General features: G+C 60.2%; 21 protein-coding genes and 2 pseudogenes. 8 read left to right on the top strand and 15 right to left on the bottom strand.

Annotated features, from left to right (window positions below; translation table 11 throughout):
* Positions 1-13: 13 nt before the first annotated feature.
* From HU731_RS25070 to HU731_RS25055, 4 genes are all read right to left on the bottom strand, one after another.
* Entirely contained in the window at positions 14-1663 is a 1650-nt protein-coding gene (locus HU731_RS25070; protein WP_186609534.1) for an AMP-binding protein, read from the bottom strand.
* A gap of 720 nt (positions 1664-2383) precedes the next feature.
* A complete protein-coding gene (gene sixA / locus HU731_RS25065; RefSeq protein ID WP_186608052.1) occupies positions 2384-2833 on the bottom strand; it encodes a phosphohistidine phosphatase SixA in 450 nt (149 codons plus the stop codon).
* Positions 2830-3177: a DUF4389 domain-containing protein gene (locus HU731_RS25060; protein WP_003190047.1), complete on the bottom strand. Its 348-nt coding sequence runs from the start codon at positions 3175-3177 to the stop codon at positions 2830-2832. Before HU731_RS25060 ends, sixA begins: the two co-directional genes overlap by 4 nt.
* 10 nt (positions 3178-3187) lie before the next feature.
* Positions 3188-4213 (bottom strand): NAD(P)H-dependent glycerol-3-phosphate dehydrogenase, encoded by a 1026-nt coding sequence (locus tag HU731_RS25055; RefSeq protein WP_044273025.1) that lies wholly within the window; start codon positions 4211-4213, stop codon positions 3188-3190.
* A 195-nt stretch (positions 4214-4408) separates the two neighbouring features.
* On the opposite strand from HU731_RS25055, the gene HU731_RS25050 reads away from it, so the two are divergent.
* From HU731_RS25050 to fabB, 5 genes are all read left to right on the top strand, one after another.
* On the top strand, positions 4409-6529 hold the full coding sequence (locus HU731_RS25050; protein ID WP_367616860.1) for a TonB-dependent receptor plug domain-containing protein: 2121 nt from the start codon (positions 4409-4411) through the stop codon (positions 6527-6529).
* A 1-nt stretch (position 6530) separates the two neighbouring features.
* Positions 6531-7460 (top strand): ABC transporter substrate binding protein, encoded by a 930-nt coding sequence (locus tag HU731_RS25045; RefSeq protein ID WP_186608053.1) that lies wholly within the window; start codon positions 6531-6533, stop codon positions 7458-7460.
* Positions 7457-9358 carry an ATP-binding protein gene (locus HU731_RS25040; RefSeq protein WP_186608054.1) on the top strand — a complete coding sequence of 634 codons (1902 nt, stop codon included), beginning with the start codon at positions 7457-7459 and terminating at the stop codon, positions 9356-9358. Before HU731_RS25045 ends, HU731_RS25040 begins: the two co-directional genes overlap by 4 nt.
* Positions 9359-9607: 249 nt before the next feature.
* A complete protein-coding gene (gene fabA / locus HU731_RS25035) occupies positions 9608-10123 on the top strand; it encodes a 3-hydroxyacyl-[acyl-carrier-protein] dehydratase FabA (RefSeq protein WP_003190035.1) in 516 nt (171 codons plus the stop codon).
* An 11-nt stretch (positions 10124-10134) separates the two neighbouring features.
* Complete coding sequence (gene fabB / locus HU731_RS25030; RefSeq protein ID WP_003190033.1) at positions 10135-11355, top strand: beta-ketoacyl-ACP synthase I; 1221 nt, start codon at positions 10135-10137, stop codon at positions 11353-11355.
* A 186-nt stretch (positions 11356-11541) separates the two neighbouring features.
* On the opposite strand, the pseudogene HU731_RS29015 reads toward fabB, so the two are convergent.
* From HU731_RS29015 to HU731_RS25020, 3 genes and pseudogenes are all read right to left on the bottom strand, one after another.
* A pseudogene (locus tag HU731_RS29015) lies at positions 11542-12138 on the bottom strand (methyl-accepting chemotaxis protein); the annotation flags it as partial.
* A 306-nt stretch (positions 12139-12444) separates the two neighbouring features.
* Positions 12445-13104: pseudogene (locus HU731_RS29010) on the bottom strand (MCP four helix bundle domain-containing protein); the annotation flags it as partial.
* Positions 13105-13263: 159 nt separating this feature from the next.
* Positions 13264-14286 (bottom strand): amidohydrolase family protein, encoded by a 1023-nt coding sequence (locus HU731_RS25020; RefSeq protein WP_186608056.1) that lies wholly within the window; start codon positions 14284-14286, stop codon positions 13264-13266.
* Between the two features lie 139 nt (positions 14287-14425).
* Between HU731_RS25020 and HU731_RS25015 the strand changes: the two genes are divergently transcribed.
* The gene (locus HU731_RS25015; RefSeq protein ID WP_186608057.1) at positions 14426-14842 is read left to right on the top strand and encodes an OsmC family protein; all 417 of its coding nucleotides are present in this window, start codon (positions 14426-14428) and stop codon (positions 14840-14842) included.
* A 63-nt stretch (positions 14843-14905) separates the two neighbouring features.
* Entirely contained in the window at positions 14906-15772 is an 867-nt protein-coding gene (locus HU731_RS25010) for a pirin family protein (protein WP_186608058.1), read from the top strand.
* A gap of 98 nt (positions 15773-15870) precedes the next feature.
* Here the strand turns inward: HU731_RS25010 and HU731_RS25005 are convergent, their stop codons facing one another.
* The 4 genes from HU731_RS25005 to HU731_RS24990 form a co-directional block, all read right to left on the bottom strand.
* Entirely contained in the window at positions 15871-16599 is a 729-nt protein-coding gene (locus HU731_RS25005) for a dienelactone hydrolase family protein (RefSeq protein WP_186608059.1), read from the bottom strand.
* 182 nt (positions 16600-16781) lie between these two features.
* A complete protein-coding gene (gene htpG, locus HU731_RS25000) occupies positions 16782-18686 on the bottom strand; it encodes a molecular chaperone HtpG (RefSeq protein ID WP_032897536.1) in 1905 nt (634 codons plus the stop codon).
* An 89-nt stretch (positions 18687-18775) separates the two neighbouring features.
* The gene (locus HU731_RS24995) at positions 18776-19228 is read right to left on the bottom strand and encodes a PaaI family thioesterase (RefSeq protein ID WP_186608060.1); all 453 of its coding nucleotides are present in this window, start codon (positions 19226-19228) and stop codon (positions 18776-18778) included.
* Positions 19225-19701 carry a PaaI family thioesterase gene (locus HU731_RS24990; protein WP_032892630.1) on the bottom strand — a complete coding sequence of 159 codons (477 nt, stop codon included), beginning with the start codon at positions 19699-19701 and terminating at the stop codon, positions 19225-19227. Before HU731_RS24990 ends, HU731_RS24995 begins: the two co-directional genes overlap by 4 nt.
* Before the next feature lie 157 nt (positions 19702-19858).
* Here HU731_RS24990 and HU731_RS24985 point away from each other — a divergent pair, with 157 nt between their 5' ends.
* Entirely contained in the window at positions 19859-20116 is a 258-nt protein-coding gene (locus HU731_RS24985) for a hypothetical protein (RefSeq protein ID WP_003190018.1), read from the top strand.
* Positions 20117-20200: 84 nt separating this feature from the next.
* Here HU731_RS24985 and HU731_RS24980 read toward each other — a convergent pair whose 3' ends face one another.
* From HU731_RS24980 to sucC, 4 genes are all read right to left on the bottom strand, one after another.
* Entirely contained in the window at positions 20201-20941 is a 741-nt protein-coding gene (locus HU731_RS24980) for a DUF599 domain-containing protein (protein WP_032892632.1), read from the bottom strand.
* Positions 20942-21196: 255 nt separating this feature from the next.
* Positions 21197-22510, bottom strand: a complete 1314-nt coding sequence (gene brnQ / locus HU731_RS24975; protein WP_186608061.1) for a branched-chain amino acid transport system II carrier protein — start codon at positions 22508-22510, stop codon at positions 21197-21199.
* A 428-nt stretch (positions 22511-22938) separates the two neighbouring features.
* Positions 22939-23820: a succinate--CoA ligase subunit alpha gene (sucD, locus tag HU731_RS24970; protein WP_003190013.1), complete on the bottom strand. Its 882-nt coding sequence runs from the start codon at positions 23818-23820 to the stop codon at positions 22939-22941.
* The gene (gene sucC, locus HU731_RS24965; protein ID WP_003190011.1) at positions 23820-24986 is read right to left on the bottom strand and encodes an ADP-forming succinate--CoA ligase subunit beta; all 1167 of its coding nucleotides are present in this window, start codon (positions 24984-24986) and stop codon (positions 23820-23822) included. The genes sucD and sucC overlap by 1 nt, the downstream gene beginning before the upstream one ends.
* Positions 24987-25113 lie beyond the last annotated feature (127 nt).

Genomic DNA, 25113 nt, shown 5'->3' with positions numbered 1-25113 from the left:
TTTTATTACGGCCCTAATCCTGCCACAGAACGGTTTCGCCGCGCGCGCTCCACGCTTGCAAATGTGGCCCGTACGTCGACTCGATCACGTTGCGTTTGATCTTCAAGGTCGGCGTGAGAAAGCCGTTTTCCACCGCCCAGTGATCTTTCACCACCACTAACTGCCCCATGCGCTCATGCTTATCCAGGCCAGCATTCACCTGTGCCAGCCAACGCTGAAGGCCACTGCTCAGGGCGCGGCGGTCCTCGCCCGGCGCCGACAACACGCACAGCCCGATCGGTGCGCTGAGCCCCTCGCCGACCACACACACCTGCTCAATACGCGCATGTTCGGCCAGACGGTTTTCAATCGGCGCCGGGGCCACGTATTTGCCTTTGCTGGTCTTGAAGATTTCCTTGAGGCGCCCGGTCAGGCGCAGTCGGCCGTCAGCGTCCTGCTCGCCCTTGTCACCGGTACGCAGGAAGCCATCTGCGGTGAGCGTATCCGCGGTTTTCTGCGGGTCCTTGAAGTAGCCCAACATGGTCGCGCCACTGTGTACCTGCACTTCGCCTGACGGGTCGATACGCACTTGCACGCCTGGGCAGGGCTGGCCGATCCAACCGAGCCTTTGCCCGCCAGGGCGACACACATGGGAATAGCCGCAGTTTTCGGTCATGCCATACACCTCCAGCACATCCAGGCCCAGGCGCTGATACCAACGCAGCAACGCCTCGGGCACCGGCGCCGCGCCGGACAGAGCGATACGCAGCGCATCCAGCCCCAGACCGGCAAGGACTTTATGGCCGACGCGCTTGCCGATAAAAGGCAGGCGTAACAGGGTATCGAGGCGTTTTTCCGGGATTTTGGCGTAAACGCCCAATTGGAATTTGGTCCAGATACGCGGCACACCAAACAAGGCCGTCGGCCGCGCCCTGCGCAAATCGGTGAGGAAGGTCTCCAGGCTCTCGGCGAAAAAAACGGTTTGCCCGGTATAGATCGAAGCCATTTCGACAAACATCCGCTCCGCCACATGGCACAGCGGCAGGTACGACAGCAACCGGTCGCCTTCCCCCAGGCCGAACAACTCAGTACCGCGCGTGGCAGCAAAACCCAAGGCGCCGAAACTGTGCATCACCCCTTTAGGCAGGCCAGTAGTACCGGAGGTGTAGATGATAGTGGCCAGGCTGGCGGCATCCGGCAGCGGGTTGTCCTGGATCGGAGAACAGGCTTGCAGGTCTGCCCAACTGAAATCGAAAGCCCCGCCAGGACACAGCGGCAGGCTGATAGTCGACACCCCCGCAGGAACGCCAGGCGCCATCGCCGACCAGTCATCGAGCTTGCCAATCAGCGCCAACCGCGCCTGCGAATGGGTCAACACATGGGCGACGGACTCAGCGGTGAGGTTGGGATAAAGCGGCACCGACACATGCCCGGCCATCCAGATCGCCAGATCGGCGATGATCCAGTGCGCGCAGTTTTTTGAAATCAGCGCAATGTGCGAGCCCTGGGGCAACTCCCGCGCACGCAGCCAATGCGCAGCGCAACGCGCCTGGTGGCCGACCTCGCCCCATGTAAGGGTCTGCACCTCACCGCCGCCGATGGGCTGAACAAGAAAAACTTTACGCGGGTGCCGCGCTTCACGCTCAAAGAAGACCTGCAACGGCAAACGAAAAGCGACAGGCATGGGACGCGCTCCTTTGTGATCCGAGATACAGCCAACCAAGCACTTGCTTGGTTGACTGTATAGCACAGGAGAAGGAAACGGCTTACCGCTAACCACGATGCGAAGCGAGCCGCTCTTGATCTGGCTCTTGATCTGCTCTTGATCTGCTCTTGATCTGCTTTTGATTTTGATCTTAAGCGCCCCGTCAAACCACGCTGGCCGGAATTCGACAGGGATTTGGGGGGTAAACCGGCAGGGATGCCGGTTTAGCCGCCCCGCGCCATGGATGGCGCGTGGCGGCGGCCCCCCAAATCACTGGCGGATTACGGGCACACCGAGCCCAAGCGAGGTGCCGAGTGGTGGGGCAAGAGCCCTTTTGGTTACTTTTGGGGCTCTTTTCCAAAAGTGACCCGCTGTCAGAGCGGAACCCTAGGTGGCCGTTACCGCAGCAATGGATATGTACCCAATCCAACTGTGTCGCCTGTCAGGCCGCCTTCGCGAGCAAGCCCGCACGCACAGTTGGATTGTGGGGTGTCAGGTGGACAGGTGTCGGCTGGCAGGCCGTCATCGCAGGCAAGCCAGCTCCCACAGAGGGATCGTTGGGGTGTCAGGTAGACAGGTGTCGGCTGGCAGGCCGTCATCGCAGGCAAGCCCACAGAGGGATCGTTGGGGTGTCAGGTAGATAGGTGTTGGCTGGCAGGCCGTCATCGCAGGCAAGCCAGCTCCCACAGGTGGAGTGCGTTAGGGATTCTTCACATCCACCAGACTCATCAACCCCGCCAACGGAAAGTCCCCCTCAAGCTGCGCCAAACTGGCCGTGTACATCGGCTGTGGCTGACGCTGATGCCCATGCTGCAAAAAACTGATCAGGCTGCCCACCAGCGGCTGGTGGCTGACCAACAGCACGTCGTCATCGCTGTCGAGTTTCTTCAGCACCTGTTGAACATCCCCATCGGGCGTCAGCCACGGCACCGTAACGATATCGGCCTGAAACCCCAGCACATGGCGCACCAGCTGCGCCGTCTGCTGCGCCCGTACATAAGGGCTGGCAATAATGGCGCCCAAGGGCTGGCCAATCAGGTGCGCAGCACTGCGCAATACTTCGGCACGCCCATGCTCGGTAAGGTTGCGCTCGGCGTCCGTGGGTGCGTGCCCTTCAGCTTCACCGTGACGCAGAATCCATACCTTCATAGCTTCGGCTCTTCATCACGCACCGGGTGCGGTGCCGGCGGTACGCTGTGGGCCGCTTCACCTTCGGGTGCACGCGGGGTTGGCCAATCGGCGAATGGCCAAGGCTTTTGTTCAGTGTGGAAGCTGCCGAAGCGGCCAATCTGCGCCAGGAACTGGCTGAGGCTGTCGCCAAAGTTCATCAGGCCCAGGTTCGGTGCGCCGTAGATCAGCCGGTAAATCAGTTGCACCACCACCAGCGCGCCGAGCAGGAATTGCGCCACCTGCCACACCAGCGCAAACACCAGCATCCACAGGATGCGCAAGACAATCGACTCGTAGGGGGGGGCTGCTTTGGGATCGTTCATGACGCGTTCCTCAGTTGAAACCACTGGTGGAAATAAAGTCGACATCGGTCTTGGGCTCGGCCCGCATCAGCAACTCGATGACCTGGTTCAAGGTGCGCCCTTCGAACAGGATCGCGTGCAGCCCGGCGACCAGCGGCATATATACGCCCACTTCCTGGGCCTTGGCCTTCAAGACCTTGAGGGTGTTGACCCCTTCGGCCACTTCGCCCAGGCGCGTCACCGCCTCGTCCAGGCTCAGCCCTTGGCCCAGGGCAAACCCGACCTGATAGTTGCGGCTTTTAGGCGATGAGCAGGTGACGATCAGGTCGCCCACGCCCGCCAGGCCGAGGAAGGTCATGGGGTTGGCGCCCTGGTTCACCGCAAAACGGGTCATCTCGGCCAGGGCACGGGTGATCAACATGCTCTTGGTGTTTTCGCCCATGCCCAACGCCACAGCCATGCCGGCAATGATCGCGTAGACGTTTTTCAAGGCTCCGCCCAATTCGACGCCGAAGCGATCGGCGCTGGCGTAGACCCGGAAAGTACGGCCATGCAGCACCGCCTGGACCCGCTCGCACAAGGCCTCGTCTTCACTGGCGACCACGGTGGCGGTCAACGCGTGCTCGGCGACTTCCCGCGCCAGGTTCGGCCCGGACAGCACGCCAATGCGCGCCTGGGGGGCGATTTCGGTGAGGATTTCACTCATCAACTTGAAGGTGTGGGCTTCGATGCCCTTGGTCAGGCTGACCAGCAACTTGCCGGCCAGGCGTTCGGCGTGGGGCGCCAATACCGAGCGCAAGGCGCTGGAAGGCAGCGCGACGAAGCACAGGTCGCACGCCGTGAGGGTTTCCAGCAGGTCGGTCACCGGCTCGACGGCGGGATGAATCTTGATACCTTTAAGGTAACGGGGGTTTTCGCGATGCACGCGAATGGCTTCGGCCTGCTCGGGGTCGCGCATCCACTGGCGCACCGCGTGGCCGTTCTCGGCCAGCAGGTTAGCCACGGCGGTACCAAAACTTCCGCCTCCCAGGACCGCAATAGGGCGCTGTTCAGTCATATGCAATCCGTTAATCCATACCAGTGGCGATGGCGGCATTATACGGGGCGCCCGGCTTGCGGCCAGCCCCCGTAGCAATTCGCGGGTTTGTCAGAAAAAGCCAGGGGTGTGCGAAGTAAATGCAAGTCCGACGACTGGCAAATAGCCGCGCCTCGGTTAACATGGACGGCTATCCGCAATTAACAAGGCCGTGCCGTGTACCTGGGCCCCCCTCCTCGCTCATCACTGTTATTGATGCTGGTGTGCGCTACCTGCGCGCAGGCCGACGACCTGTTCCTCGACAGCCAGCCGCTGCCGCAGGTCTTGACCGCCACGCGCCTCAAGCAATCGGCCGCCGCCGTGCCCGGCAGCATGACGGTGATCGACAGCGAGCTGATCAAGGCCAGCGGCGCCCGAGACATCTCGGAACTGCTGCGGCTGGTCCCGGGGATGATGGTCGGCTACACCAGCGGCAACCAGGCCTCGGTGAATTACCACGGCACCAGCGCCAGTGATGCACGGCGCATGCAGGTGCTGATCGACGGGCGCTCGGTCTACCGCGCCGGCCTGGCCACGGTGGATTGGAGCGATATCCCGGTGGCCATGGAGGATATCGAGCGCATCGAGGTGTTTCGAGGCCCCAACACCGTCAGTTACGGTGCCAATGCACTGATGGCGGTGGTGAATATCCTCACTCGCTCGCCGGGCAACAGCCACGGCTCGCGGGTGAAGGTCATCCGTGGCGAGCGTGGCATCAATGACTTCTATGCCAGCCAGGGTGTGGGCTGGGAGACCGGCGATTTGCGCTTGTCCCTGTCCGGGCAGCAGGACGATGGTTTTGACAGCGACGCGGCCGGCGCCGACCGCCGTGATGGTCGGCGTCTCAACCGTTTCAGCCTGGCGGTGAGCCAGGCCTTGAACGCGCAGCAAAGCCTCGACTGGCAACTGAACGTCAAGGAAGGCACCAACCAGCGCCCTTACACTTACGCCCCAGTGTTTGCCGGGATTACCGAAGGCGGCACCAATTCCGACGTCACCGCCAAAGACTACGCGGGCTCCCTGCGCTGGAACTTCGACTTCAACCCCAACCACAGCCTGTATATCCAGGGCTCGGCACAGCAATGGGACCGCAAGCAAGTCTGGAAAGCCTGTGACGCCAAGGTCTCGTTCAGCCCGGAGCTGACCCAACTGTGGCAGCTCAACCCCAACTATGCCGAATTGCTCGCGCGACACATGGACACCTACAGCCAAGGCTCCGCCCCACCGGGTAACGCCGCCGAACAGGCCTTGGCCAACCAGGTGCTGGACCAGTGGCGCAACGGCGCCAACCAGAGCGTGTGCGGCGATATCGACCAAAGCACCCGCGAAAGCCGCTACGACATAGAAATTCAGGACACGCTCAGCCTCTCCGACAGCCTGCGTCTGGTCAGCGGGATGAATTACCGCTATGACCGCGCCGACTCCGAGACCTACTTCAATGGCACCCTGGACGACACCACCTGGCGCCTGTTCGGGCATCTGGAATGGCGTGCCAGCGAACACTGGCTGCTGCAAGGTGGCGCCATGTACGAAGACACGCACCTGAGCGGCAACTCGCTGACGCCACGGGTGGCGGTCAATTACCTGATCAACCCCCGCCACGGCTTGCGCGCGGTGTACTCCGAGGCGATCCGCTCGCCGGACATGTTCGAGAACAACGTCAATTGGAGCTACCGCGTCACCAATCTCAGCTCCCCGACCTACGGGCAAAACGCCAGGCAATATTTTGTCGTGACGCGCGGCCCCGGCAACCTCGACAAAGAGTTGATGCGTTCACGCGAGCTGGGCTACAACGGCTTCTTTGCCGAGCTGGGGCTGAATGTCGACGTGAAGCTGTTCTATGACGAAATCACCGACATGATCAGCTCCCCGCTACGCAACAACCAATACATCGCCAGCAACGCCAACAGCGCGCGCTTTAGCGGTGCCGAGTCGCAGTTCGACTGGCGTGTGAGTAACGCCGACCGCCTGCGCCTGACCTATGCTTATGTAGACGCCACCTCCAGCAACCCGCAGGACAAGGCGCAAACCGCGCGTAACAGCGGCTCGGCCGGTTGGCTGCGTGAATGGGGCCAGGGTTGGTCCAGCGCCTTGTTCTACTATGGCGACGACGCGCTCAACCAGTATCGCTTCCAGCGGGTCGACCTGCGGGTGGCCAAGCGCATTGCCGTAGGCAAAACCAATGTGGAGCTGGCGGGCATGTTGCAACAACGCCTGGATAACCAGCCCACCACCTGGGCCGACAACAACTACGACCATCGCCACGTACTCTACTTCAGCGCCGAGCTGGACTTCTGACATGGCCGATCAGTCACGGATGACCCTCTTCTTAATCTCACGGTTGTGGCGCCGAGGCCTGCTGCTTGCGTGCCTGCTGCTGGCAGCGCCGGCCTGGAGTGCCAGCATCCTGCTCACGGCCGCCGAGGACGGCGCCGGTGTGCGCGCCTTTACCCAGGCCCTTGCCCAACAGCGCCCCGACGACCAAGTCAGCTTTACCCCCCTCAACGAGTTGCCGGCGCCCAGGGACTTGCCCGCCAGTACCCGCTTGATCCTCCTCGACCTGCCCGGCCTCGACTGGCGCCTGCAGGATGCCCAGGGGCCGCCCACCCTGGTTTTGCGCATCAGCCGCCTGCAGGCCCGGCAACGCCTGGGCAACACGCACCCGGCGAAAATCAGCCTGCTCTGGAGCGACCCGCCCCTGGACCGTCAGTTGCGCCTGATCGCCCATATCCTGCCCCAGGCCCAGCGCGTTGGCGTGCTTTACGATGCAGGCAGTGAGTTCCTGCTGCGCGAACTGACTCAATCTGCCAAGCCCATGGGCCTGGAAATCATGCCCCAGCTCTGGGAGAACACCAGTGACAGCCGCCCGCTGCAAAACCTGTTCAAGAACAGCGACGTGCTACTGGGCCTGGACGACCCGAACCTGTACAACCCCAAAACCGTGAAAAACCTGTTGCTGAGCAGTTATGCCCAACAACTGCCGTTGGTAGGGCCCAATGCCGGGTTTGTGCGGGCCGGCAGCCTGGCCAGCACCTACAGCGATCAGGCCGACTGGCTCGCCGTGCTGAATCACCTGCTGGACCAGCCGCCGACCAATTGGCCGAACACGCTCTACCCGCACCACTTCAAAGTCGTGGGCAACCCGCAAGTCGCACGCTCACTGGGCATCGAACAGGTCGATGAAGTCGCCGTTGCTGCCCGCTTGGCCGAAGGAGAAAAACGCCCATGACCTTGCGTCGTCGCTGGGATATCAACACCCGCACCCAGCTCATTACTCTGGGCCCCGCGCTGCTGTTGACCCTGCTGCTCATCACCTTCTTTACCTTCGTGCGGATCCAGGACTTGCGCCAGGAACTGGACCACACCGGTCAATTGATCGCCAACCAGCTGGCGCCCGCCACTGAGTACGGCGTGATTTCCGGCAACAACGACGTGCTTGAATCCCTGCTGCGTGCAACCCTGGCCACGCCCCATGTACGCTTCCTGGAGATCCAGGACAGCGCCGAGAACATCCTGGTGTACGTGGAGCAGCCGTCCGAGCGACATGATCGCTCGCTGTCGGTGAAGGTGTTCCAGGCACCGATCCGCCTGCAACACATCCAGCTCAACAATGACTTCTTTCAGGACAACCTCAACGAACCCAAGGCCCCCCGCGCGGACTACCTGGGGCGGGTGATCGTGGGCATGTCCAATGATGCGTTCAGCCAGCGCCAGCAGGAGATCCTGTTCAAGGCCGGGATCCTGGCGCTGTTCGCCCTGCTGTTTACCTTCCTGCTGGCGCGGCGCTTGTCGGCAAGCCTGTCAAAGCCGATCAGCGCCATGGGGCATGCGGTCAAGGCCATCCAGCAAGGCGACTACAAAACGCCACTGCCGATCGTCGATGACTCGGAATTGGGCGACCTCTCGCGGCATATCAACAACCTGGCCGAGGGCCTTCAACAGGCCAGTCGCGAACAGCAGCAAGCCATGGCCCAGTTGATCCAGACCCGCGAAGAAGCCGAGCGGGCGAACAACGCCAAGTCGGATTTCCTGGCGATGATGAGCCACGAACTGCGCACGCCCATGAATGGTGTGCTGGGCATGCTGCAACTGTTGGAAACCACCGAGATGACCGAGGAGCAGACCGAGTATGCGGCGCTGGCTTCGGAGTCCACCGAGCATTTGCTCAAGGTGATCAATGACATCCTCGACTTCTCACGCATTGAACGCGCCGCGCTGGAACTGGAACATATTGCGTTCAACCTGGCGGACCTGATCAATAGCTGCGCCCAGGCGTTCCAGCACAGTGCCCAGCAGCGCGGGCTGAGCCTGGAGTTGCCCATCCCCATGGGCCTGGAGGCCCTGCGAGTGCGCGGCGACCCGACGCGGATCCGCCAGATTCTGGTGAACCTGATCGGCAATGCATTGAAATTTACCGAACATGGCAGCGTGACCGTCGAGCCCCACTGGCAGACCCTGGACCATGAGTTGGTGTGGTTCACCTGCACCGTACGCGACAGCGGCATCGGTATTTCTGCCGAACGCCTGGATTTGATGTTCGATGCCTTCCAGCAGGCCGACAGCTCCATTTCCAGGCGTTACGGTGGCACGGGCCTGGGCCTGCCCATTGCGCGCACCCTGGCCGAGCGCATGGGGGGCACCTTGCGCGCCCAGAGCGAAGAAGGTCGAGGCTCAGTGTTCACCTTGGAAATTCCGCTGGCCATCGACCAGCAACAGCTGGCAGCCGCTGCTCCCGACGCGCCTGGCAAAGCCAGCGCCGGGGATGGCCGCCATGTGCTGCTGGTGGAAGACAACCCGGTCAACCGCACCGTGGTCGAAGCGATGCTGCGCAGCCTGGGCTTTGAAGTCAGCCTGGCCACGGACGGCGCCGAGGCGATCCGCAGCGCCGAGAGCCTGATCTTCACCGCCATCCTGATGGATTGCCGCCTGCCCTTGATCGACGGCTACGAAGCCACGCGGCAAATTCGCCAACTGCCCGGTTGCGCCGACCTGCCGATCATCGCCCTGACCGCCAACGCCTTGCAGGGCGACCGCGAAGCCTGCCTGGCAGCCGGAATGAACGATTACCTGGCCAAGCCGTTCAAACGCACGGATTTGCAGAAAATCCTACAGCGTTGGGTGCAGTAGCGCCGCGCCATCAGCCAACTGCGACTGGCGTGAAAGACGAAAGTGCGGCAGTCTTAGGCACCCGAACGGGCCGATAAACAGGCCCGGTTTAAAATTTCAGTGAACAAGTGTACATTCAGTGCCTTGCCGCTGTGACTTTCACTACAACGCAATAGTCTATGTGTAGGCTGCCGCTATGAGGCATGAACGCTTCATTCGGTTCGGGAAGATTTGCCCTACCCTGCCGCATGGGATTATTGAGGAGCTCGCATGACCAAACAAAACGCCTTTACTCGGGAAGACCTGCTGCGCTGCAGTCGCGGTGAGCTGTTCGGCCCAGGTAACGCGCAACTGCCCGCCCCGAACATGCTGATGGTGGATCGCATCACCCATATCAGCGAAGAGGGTGGCAAGTACGGCAAAGGTGAATTGGTCGCCGAGCTGGATATCACCCCTGACCTGTGGTTCTTCGCTTGCCACTTCGAAGGTGACCCTGTGATGCCAGGCTGCCTGGGCCTTGACGCCATGTGGCAGCTGGTCGGTTTCTACCTGGGCTGGCAAGGCCTGCCGGGCCGCGGTCGCGCCCTGGGTTCGGGGGAAGTGAAGTTCTTTGGCCAGGTACTGCCGAGCGCCAAGAAAGTCACCTATAACATTCAAATCAAGCGCGTCCTCAAGGGCAAGCTGAACCTGGCCATTGCCGACGGTTCGGTGACTGTCGACGGTCGCGAGATCTATACTGCCGAAGGCCTTCGGGTCGGCGTATTCACTTCCACTGACAACTTTTAAGGGTTATCCGCATGCGCCGCGTCGTTATCACTGGTCTGGGCATCGTTTCTTGCCTGGGCAATGACAAAGAGACCGTCACCGCTAACCTGCGTGCAAGTCGCCCTGGCATCCGCTTCAACCCGGAATATGCCGAAATGGGTCTGCGTAGCCAGGTTTCCGGCTCCATTGACCTGCCCCTCGAAGAACTGATCGATCGCAAGATCTATCGCTTCGTCGGCCACGCTGCCGCCTACGCCTACCTGGCCATGAAAGACGCAATCGCCGACTCCGGCCTGAGCGAAGACCAGGTTTCGAACGTACGCACCGGCCTGATCGCCGGCTCCGGCGGCGCATCGACCCTCAACCAGATGGAAGCGCTGGACATCCTGCGCGAAAAAGGCGTGAAGCGCGTCGGCCCGTACCGTGTCACGCGGACCATGGGCAGCACCGTTTCAGCCTGCCTGGCCACGCCATTCCAGATCAAGGGCGTGAACTACTCGATCTCCTCCGCGTGCGCCACCAGCGCCCACTGCATCGGGACTGCCGTTGAGCAGATCCAACTGGGCAAGCAGGACATCGTGTTCGCCGGCGGCGGTGAAGAAGAGCATTGGAGCCAGTCGTTCCTGTTCGACGCCATGGGCGCATTGTCCACCCAGTACAACGAAACCCCGGAAAAAGCCTCCCGCGCCTACGACGCCAAGCGTGACGGTTTCGTCATCGCCGGCGGTGGCGGCATGGTCGTGGTCGAAGAGCTGGAACACGCCCTGGCCCGTGGCGCCAAAATCTACGCGGAAATCGTTGGCTACGGCGCGACGTCCGACGGCTACGACATGGTTGCGCCAAGCGGTGAAGGCGCCATCCGCTGCATGCAGATGGCAATGTCCACCGTCGACACCCCAATCGACTACCTGAACACCCACGGCACCTCGACCCCGGTCGGCGATGCCAAGGAAATGGAAGGTGTACGTGCGGTATTCGGCGACAAGGCTCCGAAGATCAGCTCCACCAAGAGCCTGTCGGGTCACTCCCTGGGCGCCGCTGGCGTTCACGAAGCGATCTACTGCCTGCTGATGATGGAAGGCAACTTCATGGCCGGCTCGGCCAACATCGACGAGATTGATCCGGTTGTGGCCGATATGCCGATCCTGACCAAGACCGTTGAAAACGCCAAGATCGACACCGTGATGAGCAACAGCTTTGGTTTTGGTGGCACCAATGCCACCCTGGTACTGAAGCGCTGGCAGGGCAAGTAAGCCCCGCAGGTTGATCACATGAAAAAGCCCCGACTGGTTCGGGGCTTTTTTTGTGCTTTGATTTGAAACCGCGTCGCCTTCATCGCAGGCAAGCCAGCTCCCACATTCGACCGAGCTCACCTTGAAGAAACGCGGTCCAGTGTGGGAGCTGGCTTGCCTGCGAATGGGCCAACCCGGTTTCCCGCCCTACACCGAAAACCGCGCCACCATCGAATTCAGATCCACCGCCAACCGCGACAGCTCCTGGCTCGCCGCACTGGTCTGGTTGGCCCCGGTCGATGTCTGGTGCGCCAGGTCGCGGATATTCATCAGGTTGCGATCCACCTCCCGCGCCACCGCCGCCTGCTGCTCCGAGGCACTGGCGATCACCAGGTTGCGTTCGTTGATCAAGGTAAACGCCGAGGTAATCTCTTCCAGGGCCATGCCCGCCGATTTGGCGATGTCCAACGTGGACCGCGCCCGCGTGTTGCTCTGCTGCATCGAGCTGACGGCCAGGTCGGTGCCCTGCTGAATCCCACTGATCATCTGCTCGATTTCCTGGGTCGACTGTTGCGTGCGATGGGCCAAGGCTCGTACCTCATCGGCCACCACCGCAAACCCGCGCCCGGCATCCCCGGCTCGCGCCGCTTCAATTGCCGCGTTCAGGGCCAGCAAGTTGGTTTGCTCGGCAATCGAGCGAATCACGTCCAGCACTGTGCTGATGCCATAGACCTTTTGCGCCAGCGCCTCGACCTGGGTCACATTGGCGGTCACATCGGTCGCCAGGGCTTCAATCGACACCACGGTTTGCTGGACTTGCTCACGCCCCTGCTGGGCAATACGGTCGGATTCGCGAGAGGCTTGGGACGTGGCCACGGCATTGCTCGCCACCTCCTCCACCGCCACCGTCATCTGATTGACCGCCGTGGCCGCCTGTTCGATTTCCTGGTTCTGCTGGTGCAAACCGCGGGTCGAATCCTCGGTGACGCAACTGAGCTCTTCGGAAGCCGACGCCAATTGGTTCGACGACTCTGATATGCGCCGGATAGTGTCGCGCAAGCTCTCCTGCATACTTTTGAGCGCCTGCTGCAAGCGCGCCGGCTCGTCGCTGCCACTGAGCCTGATCTCGCCCGTCAAATCGCCACTGGCAACGCCCTGGGCCACTTTCAATGACTGCGCCAGGGGCAGCACGATGCTGCGCGTCAGCCACACCGCCAGGCCGATCGTGATCAACGCTGTGACGCCAATCATGACCATCACCCAGACCCGCGACTGGCTGAACACCTGCTGTGCCAGCCGAGCGGCCTCATTGGCGCTGGACTTGTTCAGATTGACCAGTTCACGCAGCGTCACGGCCATCTGGTCGGCCATCTGATTCATTTCGCCATTGACCACCACAATGGCCTCCTCCAGGCGATTGGCCTTGGATAGGCCCACCACCTGCTCCTGGCGTTGCAGGTACTGCTGCTCTTCGACCTTGAAGCGATCAAACAGGACGCGCTCTTGCGGCAACACAATCAACGCCTCGTACACGCCTTCAGCGTTGTGCAAATCAGCTTTGATCTCAGTGATTTTCTGCTCGTTCTGAGCCACCGCCTGGGGGTCGCGGTTGACCAGCAAGCGCAACGTCAGCGCCCGAATGCGCAACACATCCTGGTTCATCTCCCCCACCGCCATCACGCTGGGCAGCCAGTTGGTTTCCACCTGGTCCGACTGCTGGCGCATATTGGCCATCTGCAACAGGGCAAAGCCGCCCAAGACGAACACCATCAACGCCAGCACACCAAAGCCCAGGCCGGCGCGAGGGGCGATATTCAAACTGCGGATATTCATGCCAGGGTTCCTTCCAAAAGTACTGCATCTACCTGCAGCAGGTCTCTTGGACGTTATCGGCACCTCAGGTCATTGGCATAAGACCAAAACGCGATATCAACGCGCGTCGCCATCGCGATGCGGCTTGGGCAGGATGGCGAGGAAGTTGTCGCGCGCTACCTTGCGGGCAACGTCTTCGGGCAACGCATCGAGGAAAGGGTCGAAACGGCGCATTTCCTTGCCCAATTTATTGAAGCGCCCCACGACGTCGGAGCCGAGCATGAACCGGTCCGGGAAGCGCTCTACCAGCGCTACCCATTGCGGCCGTGGCGTGCCGGCGTCATCCAGCAGATAGGGCGTGAGCATGCTCCAGGACAGGTCGATATACAGGTTGGGGTACGCCTCCAGCAGGCGCGTCAGGGTAGGCAGCAAAAAGTCCATCTGCACCTGATGACGGTGGATTTCCTTGCTGGTACCCGCATGGGCCCAGATAAAACGCGTGTGCGGGTGGTTGCGTAGCGGCTGCTCGACTTCCGCCAGGTACAGCGGGTTGCGCTCACGCTTGGAGGTGATGTTGGAGTGCAGCATCACCGGCAGGTCGTTTTCGGCCGCCAGGTGGTAGATGCGCGTCATGGCTTCGTTATTGGCGCGCGGCGTATCACCCGAGGTAAGGGCGGTAAGGTCATCATGGCGGGTGAACACTTCCCCAATGCCTTGCCACAGCCCTGGGTTGAGGTCGAGCATGCGCTGGATATGGGCCGCAGAGTTCTTGTCGTTGGGATTGAAGCCGGCAAGGAAGGGATGAAAGTGCTGGCGTTGCGCGGGGGAAAGTTTATTGACCGCCGCCGCGACGATCACATCCGTTGCGCTGTACCAATAGGCATCGGCGTCGTCACCGGCGTAGTAGCGCGGGCGCTTGGGTTCGTCTTCGTGCCATTTCTTGGCCACGGGAATCCCGGAAATCATGACGTGCTCAATGCGGTTGTCCGCCATGGCCTTGAGCAGCTTGTCCATGCCGGCAGTTTCCTGGAAAAAATCCACGTAATGCAGGTGCGCGTCGCTGTAGGCATAGTCACGGGCCTGCGCGACAAGGCTGCTGGCGGCGAGCAACAAGGCGAGACTCAGGCGGGTTCCAGACACGGTAAAACCTCAATAAGGGCGGATACGGGTAGACCTTGCGCCAGCCTTCAGGGTTCAGCATGGAAAAAACCGGAACACTGGAGTGCCAGCATGCTCTATAACTGCATGACCTTCATCCTGCGCCCTCACGAGGTTTGCCATGCCTGTTACCGTCAATACGCTGAACGCTGAAAACTTCCGTCACAGTGTGAACATCAATAATCACGAGCTGTTTACCGACCTGCCCAAGAGCCTGGGCGGTGACGATTCGGCGCCCTCTCCCCACGATTATTTCGATGCTGCGCTGGCCTCGTGCAAAGCCTTGACCGTGAGGCTCTACGCGCAGAAAAAAGATATCCCGCTGACCGGCGTGACCGTGGAGGTCACCCACGACAGCAGCGAAGAGCAAAAGGGTAAATACAAGCTCAACGTCAAACTGACCCTCAAGGGCGTGCTCACCGATGCCCAGCGCGATGAACTGCACCGCGTCGCTGATAAGTGCCCGGTACATAAGCTGATGACCACCGCCGAAGTCACTATCGAGACGAAATTGTCGGAAGGCGCCTTCAGCCAATAGCCCCAACTTCCCACCGAGCGGGTTATGCTTCATCGCATCCAACCCGCTCAGACTGGGATGCCCATGACCACCCTCACCGTAATTCGCCCTCGCCCCGAAGATGTAGAAGGCCAGCCCATCCTGCGCCCCCTGCCCTCGCGTGAATGCCGTAGCGTCGGGCCCTTTGTGTTTTTCGACCATATGCTGCCGACCCGCTACGCGCCCGGTACCGGCATGAATATCCGCCAGCACCCCCACATTGGCCTGTCCACTCTCACCTACCTGTTTGAAGGCGCCTTGCAGCATAAGGACAGCCTTGGCTCGGACCAGGTGGTGCAAGCCGGCGATGTCAGCTGGATGACCGCCGGCAGCGCGATTGCCCACGTCGAACGCACACCGCAAGCGTTCAAGGCCAGGGGTTTCAACCTGCATGGCCTGCAGGTGTGGCTGGCCTCGCCCAAGGACCACGAGACGGGGCCGGGACACTACAGCCATCACCCCGCTGCGAGCTTGCCGATAAGCGATAACCTCGGTGTGCAAATCCGCTTGATCGCCGGTAATGGTTTTTGCCTCAAATCACCCGTGCCGGTGCTGTCGCCGACGCTGTATGCCGAGATACAGATGCAAACCGCCACGACCCTGCTGATTGCCGATGAGCATGAGGAACGTGCGGTGTATGTGCTGGAGGGTGAGGTGCAGTTGGACGGTGAAGCGCTGGAGGTGAACAGTCTGGTGGTATTGCCGACTGGGCAGGAGATGACCCTGTATGCCGAGAGTGATTGCCACCTGATGGTGTTTGGCGGGGCGCCGCTGGATGGGCCACGGCGGATCAACTGGAATTTTGTGGCGAGTGATCCAGCGGTCATCGAGCAGGCGAGGCAGCGCTGGGCGGCTGGGGATTGGCCCACTGTACCGGGGGAGTCAGAAAGAATCGAGTTGCCTGTTAAATAGCATTCGCGAGCAAACCCGCTCCCACATTTCGACCTGTGAACGCAGTCAAATGTGGGAGCGGGCTTGCTCGCGAAAAGGTCGCAACAGGCGCCGACGAATCACCCCTTGAACACTTCATCCAACAAGTTATGCATCGACTGGAAAGCCCGTGCAGCGGTCTTCGCGTCGTACATCATCTTGCCTGGCACATTGGCGTGGGGGTCGGTGAAGGAATGCACCGCGCCGCCGTAGCTGAGCAACTGCCAATCCACACCCGCCGCGTTCATTTCATCTTCGAACGCCGGCAGTTGCTCTTTGGGTACCAGCGGGTCCGAGGCGCCATGCAGCACCAGCACTGAACCCTTGATGTTCTTCGCATCCGCCGGATTTGGCGTGTCGAGGGTGCCGTGGAACGACACAGCGGCCTTCAACGGCGCACCGGTACGGGCCAGCTCCAAAGAGCAGCAACCGCCAAAACAGAAGCCGAAGGTCGCCAGTTTCGACGTGTCCACTGCTGCTTCAGTCTGGCCTTGCAGTTGCTCGAAGGCGGCTTGCATGCGTTTGTTCAGCAGCGGGCGATCATTCTTCAACGGCATCATCGCCGCTCCGGCCTCATCGCCATTTGAAGGCCGTACGTTTTGCCCGTAGAGGTCGGCAATCAACACCACGTAGCCTTTGCCAGCAACGGCCTTGGCGATCTCTTCGGCCCCCGCCCCCACGCCCATCCAGTTCGGCGCCATCAGCAAACCCGGAAGCGGGCCTTTGTGGCTTGCATCGAACGCCAGACGGCTTTCATAAGACTGGCCATCAATCTGATAGACCACGGAACGTACAGTGACTTGGCTCATGATTCACTCCAGTTGAGGTACACGCAGAAACGCTAATGCAACGGTAGGAGCGAGCTTGCTCGCGAAAAACTTCAGGGCACCGCGTTGATTCAGGATGTACGCGTTATCGCTGACGTTTTTCGCGAGCAAGCTCGCTCCTACAAATGAAAAAACCCGCCGAAGCGGGTTTTTCTACAACGGTGTTAAACCGACAATTCAACCAACAGCTTGTTCAGTCGGCGCACATACGCGGCCGGGTCCTTCAAGCTGTCGCCGGCTGCCAGGGCGGCCTGGTCGAAGAGGATGTGCGACAGGTCGCCAAACCGCTCTTCGCTCTGCTCGCCATCGAGTTTCTCGATCAGCGGGTGAGACGGGTTGAATTCGAAGATCGGCTTGGAGTCCGGCACTTTCTGGCCGCTGGCTTCCAGGATCTGGCGCATCTGCATGCCCAGGTCCTGCTCGCCGATGGCCAGGATCGCCGGGGATTCAGTCAGGCGGTGGGAAACCCGCACTTCGCTGACTGCTTCGCCCAGGGAAGCCTTGATGCGTTCCACAAGGCCCTCTTTGGACTTGGCGACCTCTTCGGCCTCCTTCTTGTCTTCTTCGGAATCCAGGTTACCCAGGTCCAGGTCACCACGGGCCACGTCGACGAAGGTTTTGCCGTCGAACTCGGTGAGGTAGCTCATCAGCCACTCATCGATACGGTCGGTCAGCAGCAGCACTTCGATGCCTTTCTTGCGGAAGACTTCCAGGTGCGGGCTGTTCTTGACCTGGGCATAGGTTTCGCCGGTCAGGTAGTAGATCTTGTCCTGACCTTCCTTGGCGCGCGCCAGGTAGTCAGCCAGGGATACAACCTGCTCGCCATCTTCGCCCTGAGTCGAAGCAAAACGCAGCAAGCCGGCGATTTTTTCCTTGTTGGCAAAATCTTCCGCCGGGCCTTCTTTCATCACCTGGCCGAAGTTTTTCCAGAAGCTCTTGTATTGCTCAGGCTCGTTCTTCGCCAGCTTTTCCAGCATGTCGAGTACGCGCTTGGTCAGCGCCGACTTCATGGAGTCGATGATCGGGTCTTTCTGCAGGATTTCCCGCGACACGTTCAGCGACAGGTCGTTGGAGTCGACCACACCTTTGATAAAGCGCAGGTACAGCGGCAGGAAGGATTCCGCCTGGTCCATCACGAACACACGCTGCACGTAGAGCTTCAGGCCTTTTGGCGCTTCGCGCTGGTACAGGTCGAACGGAGCACGGGCCGGTACGTAGAGCAGCGAGCTGTATTCGAGCTTGCCTTCAACCTTGTTGTGGCTCCAGCTCAGCGGGTTCTCGTAGTCGTGGCCGATGTGCTTGTAGAACTCCTGGTATTCCTCGTCCTTGATCTCGGTACGCGGACGGGTCCACAGGGCGCTGGCGCGGTTGACGGTCTCCCATTCCACCGCCGGGGCTTCTTCGCCTTCGGCAACGGTCTGTTCCTTGGGCAACTCGATCGGCAACGCGATGTGGTCGGAGTACTTCTTGATGATGTTGCGCAGGCGCCAGCCATCGGCGAATTCGTCTTCACCGGCCTTCAAGTGCAGCACGATGCGGGTGCCACGGTCAGCCTTGTCGATCGTGGCGATTTCAAATTCGCCCTCGCCCTTGGAAGCCCAGTGCACGCCTTCGCTGGCGTCGAGGCCGGCGCGGCGGCTGAAAACTTCCACCTTGTCGGCGACGATGAAGGCCGAATAGAAGCCCACGCCGAACTGGCCGATCAGGTGAGAATCTTTTTTCTGGTCGCCCGACAGGTTCTTCATGAAATCTGCGGTGCCGGATTTGGCGATGGTCCCCAGGTGGGTGATCGCATCGTCACGGCTCATGCCGATACCGTTGTCTTCGAGGGTGACGGTCTTGGCGTCTTTGTCGTAGCTCACACGGATCTTGAGTTCCGCGCCGCCTTCCAGCAATTCAGGCTTGGACAGGGCTTCGAAACGTAATTTGTCGACAGCGTCAGAGGCGTTCGAGATCAATTCGCGAAGGAAAATTTCCTTGTTGGAATACAGCGAATGGATCATGAGGTGCAGCAGTTGCTTCACCTCGGTCTGGAAGCCCAGGGTTTCCTTTTGAGTTTCCACACTCATGGTCATCAAACTCCAATTGGATGGCAGTGGCCGCGCCCGAAAGGGTTGGCGGCGGGTTGTCATCAAAGTTGGGGGCTCAGGCCAGGATTTCAAGGGCGGGCCAATTCCTCAATTTTGAAATGTGCCCGGGCGGTGGCAATCGGCTCGGCCGGGGTGCTCTGCCAGGCGGTAATCGCCACGTTGGCCACGCGCCGGCCTTGGCGCCATACCTGGCACTTGGCATAGGTGTCACGAAACTGGCCGGCGCGCAGGTAATCCAGGGAGAAGTCGATGATTTTCGGCAGGCCCGGAGCGCCCGTAAACACCATCAGATGCAGGGCGGCGGCCAACTCCATGAAGCCGGCGATCACCCCGCCATGCAACGCCGGCAATATGGGGTTACCAATATTGTCCTTGCTGGCCGGCAGGCGAAACAGCAACTCATCCCCCAGGCGGGTGCATTCAATGCCGATCAGCCTGGCATAGGGCACCAGGTCGAGCAGCGCATCGTAGTTGCCACGATCGAGGGCTTGCTCCAGGCGGGTCTTGAACCGATGCGTCATGCCTGCTCTCCCTTGATGACAGTGCCCAGCCCTTGCGTGCCTTTGAGGCGCTTGCCCATGCGCATGAACGTGCCCACCACATGGGCGATAGGTTGTTGCGGGTCATCCTGATAGGCAACGCCACGGGTGAAGATCACGTCGGTGGTCACCCGGTAGCATTGCGCGAAGCCATACACCGGCTTATGGGGTTCGGCGGGATGCATGTAGTCGATGCGCAGGTCCAGGGTGGGGCACACTTCGAACTCGGGCAGTACGCACAAGGTCGCCATGCCGCAGGCGGTGTCCATCAAGGAGGTGAGCGCGCCGCCATGGATCACACCGCTCAGGGGGTCACCGACGATATGCGGCCCATACGGCAGTACGAGGGTCATGCCCTCCTCGCTGGCTTGATGAACACTCACACCCAGCACCTGGCAATGGCGCAGGGCCGAAACGAAGCGCACGGCACGCTCTAACAAAGGGTTTTCGGTCATTGTTTTTAGACTCTTATTAGTGTGAATTCAGCGGACGGGAATGACCGGGTAAAGTTCCTGTACGAAACATGCTATATATCTGTGGGACATAAGGAACTAATGCTGGCCCCTTGGGTTCGAAAGGCCAGTAGATATCTTCAATAAGGAGAAACACCCCATGCGTAAGACATTAGCTATTTCCATGATGCTGGCCGCTGCTCTCGGTCTGGCTGCCTGCGACAAGAAATCCGAAGACAAAGCCCAAGACGCTGCTGCACATTCTGAGCAAGCTCAGCAAGATATGGCTAAAGCACAGGATAAAGTGAACGACGCTGCGAAAGAAAACGCCGAAGCTGCCAAAGCTCAGGCCGAATCGAACGAAGCGGCTGCAAAAGAAGCTGCACCTGCCGCACCAGCAGAACCTGCCAAGCAGTAATCGCAGGGTTTAAAGCTGTATTGCAGCAAAAAGAAAGCCCGCTGACTAAGCGGGCTTTTCTTTGTCTGGGATTTGCTGCCAGCGTTACGATGCGCCGTCTTTTACGGCCTCGACTGCCGGCATATCGGTTGGCGTATACACCATCACCTGCAATACATCCGAATGGAACTCGCGGCGGTACAGCACCAACACCACCCCGCTGCTCATCAACATGAACAACCAGGGGCTGACAAACCAGGCCAGCATGGTCATGCCGAAGTAATACGCACGCAGGCCGAAGTTGAACTGGTTGGCCGCCATCGAAATCACTCGCGCCGCCCGCAAAGCAAATGCCTTGCGCTCCTGCTCCGACACATGCCGCTCACCAATCATGGGCGCCGAGCCCACCAGCACCGCCGCGAAGTTGTACTGGCGCATGCACCAACTGAAGGTAAAAAAAGCGTAGACGAACACCAGTGCCAGGCACAGCAATTTGATCTCCGACATGCCCTGGGATGCCTGCTGCACCATGGGAATGTCCGCCAGCAGTGACACTGCGCGTTCCGAAGCCCCCAGCACCGTGAGGATACCGGCGAGGATGATCAAGGTGCTGGAGGCGAAGAACGAGGCATTGCGCTCCAGGTTACCGATCACACTGGCGTCGGCGATGCGGTTGTCGCGCAGCAGCATGCGGCGCATCCAGTCTTCACGGTACAGGTGCAACACACTGGCCAGGCACGCGGTGTCCCGGGCTTTCCAGGTTGCGTAACGGGTGTAGCCGCCCCAGCAGATGACAAACCAGAGGGCGGCGATCAGGTGGATCCAATTGGCTTCAACGAACGACATGCGGGTCCTTGTACACAGGATGATAGGGCCGACACAGTCCAAATGTGGGAGCTGGCTTGCCTGCGATAGCGTCTTTGCAGTCACCACCGCGCCAACCGATGTACCGCCATCGCAGGCAAGCCAGCTCCCACACCGACCGGTGTTTTCAACTTGAGATTTTTGACGCCATTCCCAAAAAAAAGACACTGCCTGCGACTCAAAAAAATGCCCCGTATCGTTTGATACGGGGCATTTCAGTGCAGCACAAACCGCGTGTTACGCGATGGCTTCGCTGCGCTTGCCCAGCATACGGTCAATCACCACCGCCACCACCAGCGTCATCACCGACGGCACCAGCCACGCCAAGCCTTGTTCGCTCAACGGCAGGTTTACCAACTGCGTAGGCATCCAACCCGCCAGGCCCGCACCCTTGAGTGCGTCGATGCAGCCAAAGATGAACGACACCAGCATCACCGGGCCGACGATACGGCCCTGTTCCTGCCAGAACCCTTTACAGAAACTCAGGGCCACCAACACGATGCACGGCGGGTAGATCGCGGTCAGCACCGGGATCGAGAAGGCAATCAGCTTGGTCAGGCCCAGGTTGGACACAAACAGCGAGAACAGCGCCAGGATCACCACCAGGGTCTTGTAGGACAGCGGCAGGACCTTGCTGAAGTACTCGGCGCAGGCGCAGGTCAGGCCCACGGCAGTCACCAGGCATGCCAGGGAAATCAGCACGGCGAGGAAACCACTGCCCAGGGAGCCGAACGTGTATTGCACGTAGGCGTGCAACACCGCCGCACCATTGCTGGCACCCGCAGCCACCGCATGGCTGCCCGAACCCAGGCGGAACAGGCTGACGTACACCAGCGCCAGGCCCACGCCGGCAATCAGCCCGGCAATGATCGCGTAGCGGGTGATCAGCTTGGGCGACTCAACGCCACGGGAGCGGATCGCGTTGACGATCACGATGCCGAACACCAGGGCGCCCAGGGTATCCATGGTCAGGTAACCATTGATAAAGCCTTGGGAGAACGGCGCGGCCACGTATTCCGGCGTGGCAACCCCCACCTCACCTGCGGGCAAGGCAAACGCAGCGATGCCGAGAATGGCCAGGGCGATGATTTTCAGCGGTGCCAGGAAACGGCCCACGGTGTCCAGCAGTCGACCCGGGTACAGGGAGACAAAGAACACCACCAGGAAATACACCGAGCTGTAGAGGAACAGCGCCAACGGGCTTTCACCGGTCAAGGGCGCCAGGCCTACTTCAAACGACACGGTTGCGGTACGCGGGGTCGCAAACAGCGGGCCCACGGCCAGGTAGGCCGCTGCCGCCAGCAGGCCACCGGCGATCTTGCCAATCGGGCTGCTCAGCGCATCCATGCCACCACCGACCTTGGCCAGGGCGATCACGGTGACCACCGGCAAACCGACTGCGGTGATCAGAAAGCCCAGCGCCGCCATCCACACATGCGGCCCGGACTGCAAACCAACGATAGGCGGGAAGATGATGTTGCCGGCGCCCACGAACAGGGCAAAGGTCATAAAGCCCAGCGCCAGGATATCCTGGCTTTTCAACACTTTCATTTGAGGAAATACCACACTACTGAATCGGAATTTAGAGAGGGCTTCCCTATGGATGAGGGAAATGCTGCCGGCCCTTGTGGGGACCGACCGGTCTAGCGCGCAGCTTCCTTTTGGGACGCGGACGCATAAAGAGGCGGCTAGAGTACAGAATTAGGCTGACAAACGCACTGTTGCGGGGCGGACTGTCCGATAAGCGACATTTGAATGTCGCGTTTTCATACTTAATTTGCCCATACAGGTTTTTTGTAGGAGCGAGCTTGCTCGCGAAAAACTCACAGGCGCCGCATTCGTTCAGCAAGCACGCGTTATCGTTGACGTTTTTCGCGAGCAAGCTCGCTCCTACAGAGGGCAATGTTGGCAAGCCCAGAATGCACAAAGGCCACCCGAAGGTGGCCTTTGTGTGGTGAAGCGTCAGCTAAGCGCGAGGCTTACTTGACAGCCCAACCAGTCAGCTCGGCCAGGGCCTTGCCGATGTCTGCCAGCGAACGCACGGTTTTAACGCCTGCGTCTTGCAGTGCAGCGAATTTCTCGTCTGCAGTGCCTTTGCCGCCAGAGATGATTGCGCCAGCATGGCCCATGCGCTTGCCCGCAGGGGCAGTCACACCAGCGATGTAGGAAACAACCGGCTTGGTCACGTGTGCCTTGATGTAGGCAGCCGCTTCTTCTTCAGCCGAACCGCCGATCTCACCGATCATTACGATCGCTTCGGTCTTCGGGTCTTCCTGGAACAGCTTCAGGATGTCGATGAAGTTAGAGCCCGGGATCGGGTCACCGCCGATGCCGACGCAAGTCGACTGACCGAAACCGGCGTCAGTGGTCTGCTTCACAGCTTCGTAGGTCAGGGTGCCGGAACGGGAAACGATACCGACTTTACCTGGCAAGTGAATGTGACCTGGCATGATGCCGATCTTGCATTCGCCTGGGGTGATCACGCCTGGGCAGTTAGGGCCGATCAGGACTACGCCCAGCTCGTCGCACTTAACTTTAGCGTCCAGCATGTCCAGGGTAGGAATGCCTTCGGTGATGCAGACGATCAGCTTGATGCCGCCGAAAGCTGCTTCCAGGATCGAGTCCTTGCAGAAAGGAGCTGGAACGTAGATCACGCTGGCGGTGGCGCCAGTGGCTTCTACGGCTTCTTTCACGGTGTTGAACACGGGCAGGCCCAGGTGCTCGGTGCCGCCTTTGCCTGGCGTTACGCCACCCACCATCTGGGTGCCGTATTCGATGGCTTGCTGGGTGTGGAAACTACCTTGCGAACCGGTAATACCCTGGCAGATAACTTTGGTGTCTTTATTGATCAGGACGCTCATTACTTGCCCTCCGCAGCTTTGACAACTTGTTGAGCAGCGTCGGTCAGGCTGGTAGCCGCGATGATGTTCAAACCGCTTTCTGCCAGTACTTTAGCGCCCAGTTCAGCGTTGTTACCTTCAAGGCGAACAACAACCGGGATTTTAACGCCGACTTCTTTCACTGCACCGATGATGCCTTCGGCAATCATGTCGCAACGAACGATGCCGCCGAAGATGTTGACCAGTACTGCAGCGACGTTGGAGTCGGACAGGATGATCTTGAACGCTTCGGTAACGCGTTCCTTGGTAGCGCCACCACCTACGTCGAGGAAGTTGGCTGGCTTGCCGCCATGCAGGTTGACGATGTCCATGGTACCCATGGCCAGGCCAGCACCGTTGACCATGCAGCCGATGTTACCTTCCAGGGCTACGTAGTTCAGTTCGAACTTGGCAGCGTGCGCTTCGCGCGGATCGTCTTGCGACGGATCGTGGAAAGTCTTCAGCTTAGGCTGACGGTACATGGCGTTGGCGTCGATGTTGATCTTGGCGTCGAGGCAGTGCAGATCGCCGTCAGCCTTGATCACCAGCGGGTTCACTTCCAGCAGGGCCAGATCGTGATCCTGGAACAGTTTGGCCAGACCAACGAAGATCTTGGCGAACTGGGCAACTTGCTTGCCTTCCAGACCCAGCTGGAAAGCCAGCTCGCGACCCTGGAATGGCTGAGCGCCAACCAGTGGATCGATAGTGGCCTTCAGAATTTTTTCTGGGGTTTCGTGAGCGATCTTCTCGATGTCCACGCCACCTTCGGTGGAAGCCATGAACACGATGCGACGGCTCGAACGGTCAACGACAGCGCCCAGGTACAGCTCTTTAGCGATATCAGTGCACGATTCAACCAGGATCTTGGTGACTGGTTGGCCATTGGCATCAGTCTGGTAAGTCACCAGACGCTTGCCCAGCCACTGCTGTGCGAAGGCCTTGGCGTCTTCTTTGCTGCGAACCAGCTTGACGCCGCCCGCTTTACCGCGACCACCGGCGTGGACCTGGGCTTTGACAACCCACTCGCTGCCGCCGATTTTGTCGCAAGCTTCTGCTGCTGCTTCCGGGGTGTCTACTGCGTAGCCCTTGGAAACTGGCAGGCCGTATTCAGCGAACAGCTGCTTACCCTGATACTCGTGAAGATTCATGCTTTTTACCGTCTTCGTTAGGTACTGCGCATTCGGCGCTGCGCTCATTATGAGTGCCGCGCCACCTGTGACTGCTGCTTGCGCAACTTGCGGGGCTTATGGCCCGTAAAGCTGCGCAAGGCTGCGT

The sequence above is a fragment of the Pseudomonas salmasensis genome (genome assembly GCF_014268375.2).
Classification (GTDB): Bacteria; Pseudomonadota; Gammaproteobacteria; order Pseudomonadales; family Pseudomonadaceae; genus Aquipseudomonas; species Aquipseudomonas salmasensis.
The sequence above is the reverse complement of the archived record's forward strand: the minus strand, read 5'-3'. Positions and strand labels throughout refer to the sequence as shown.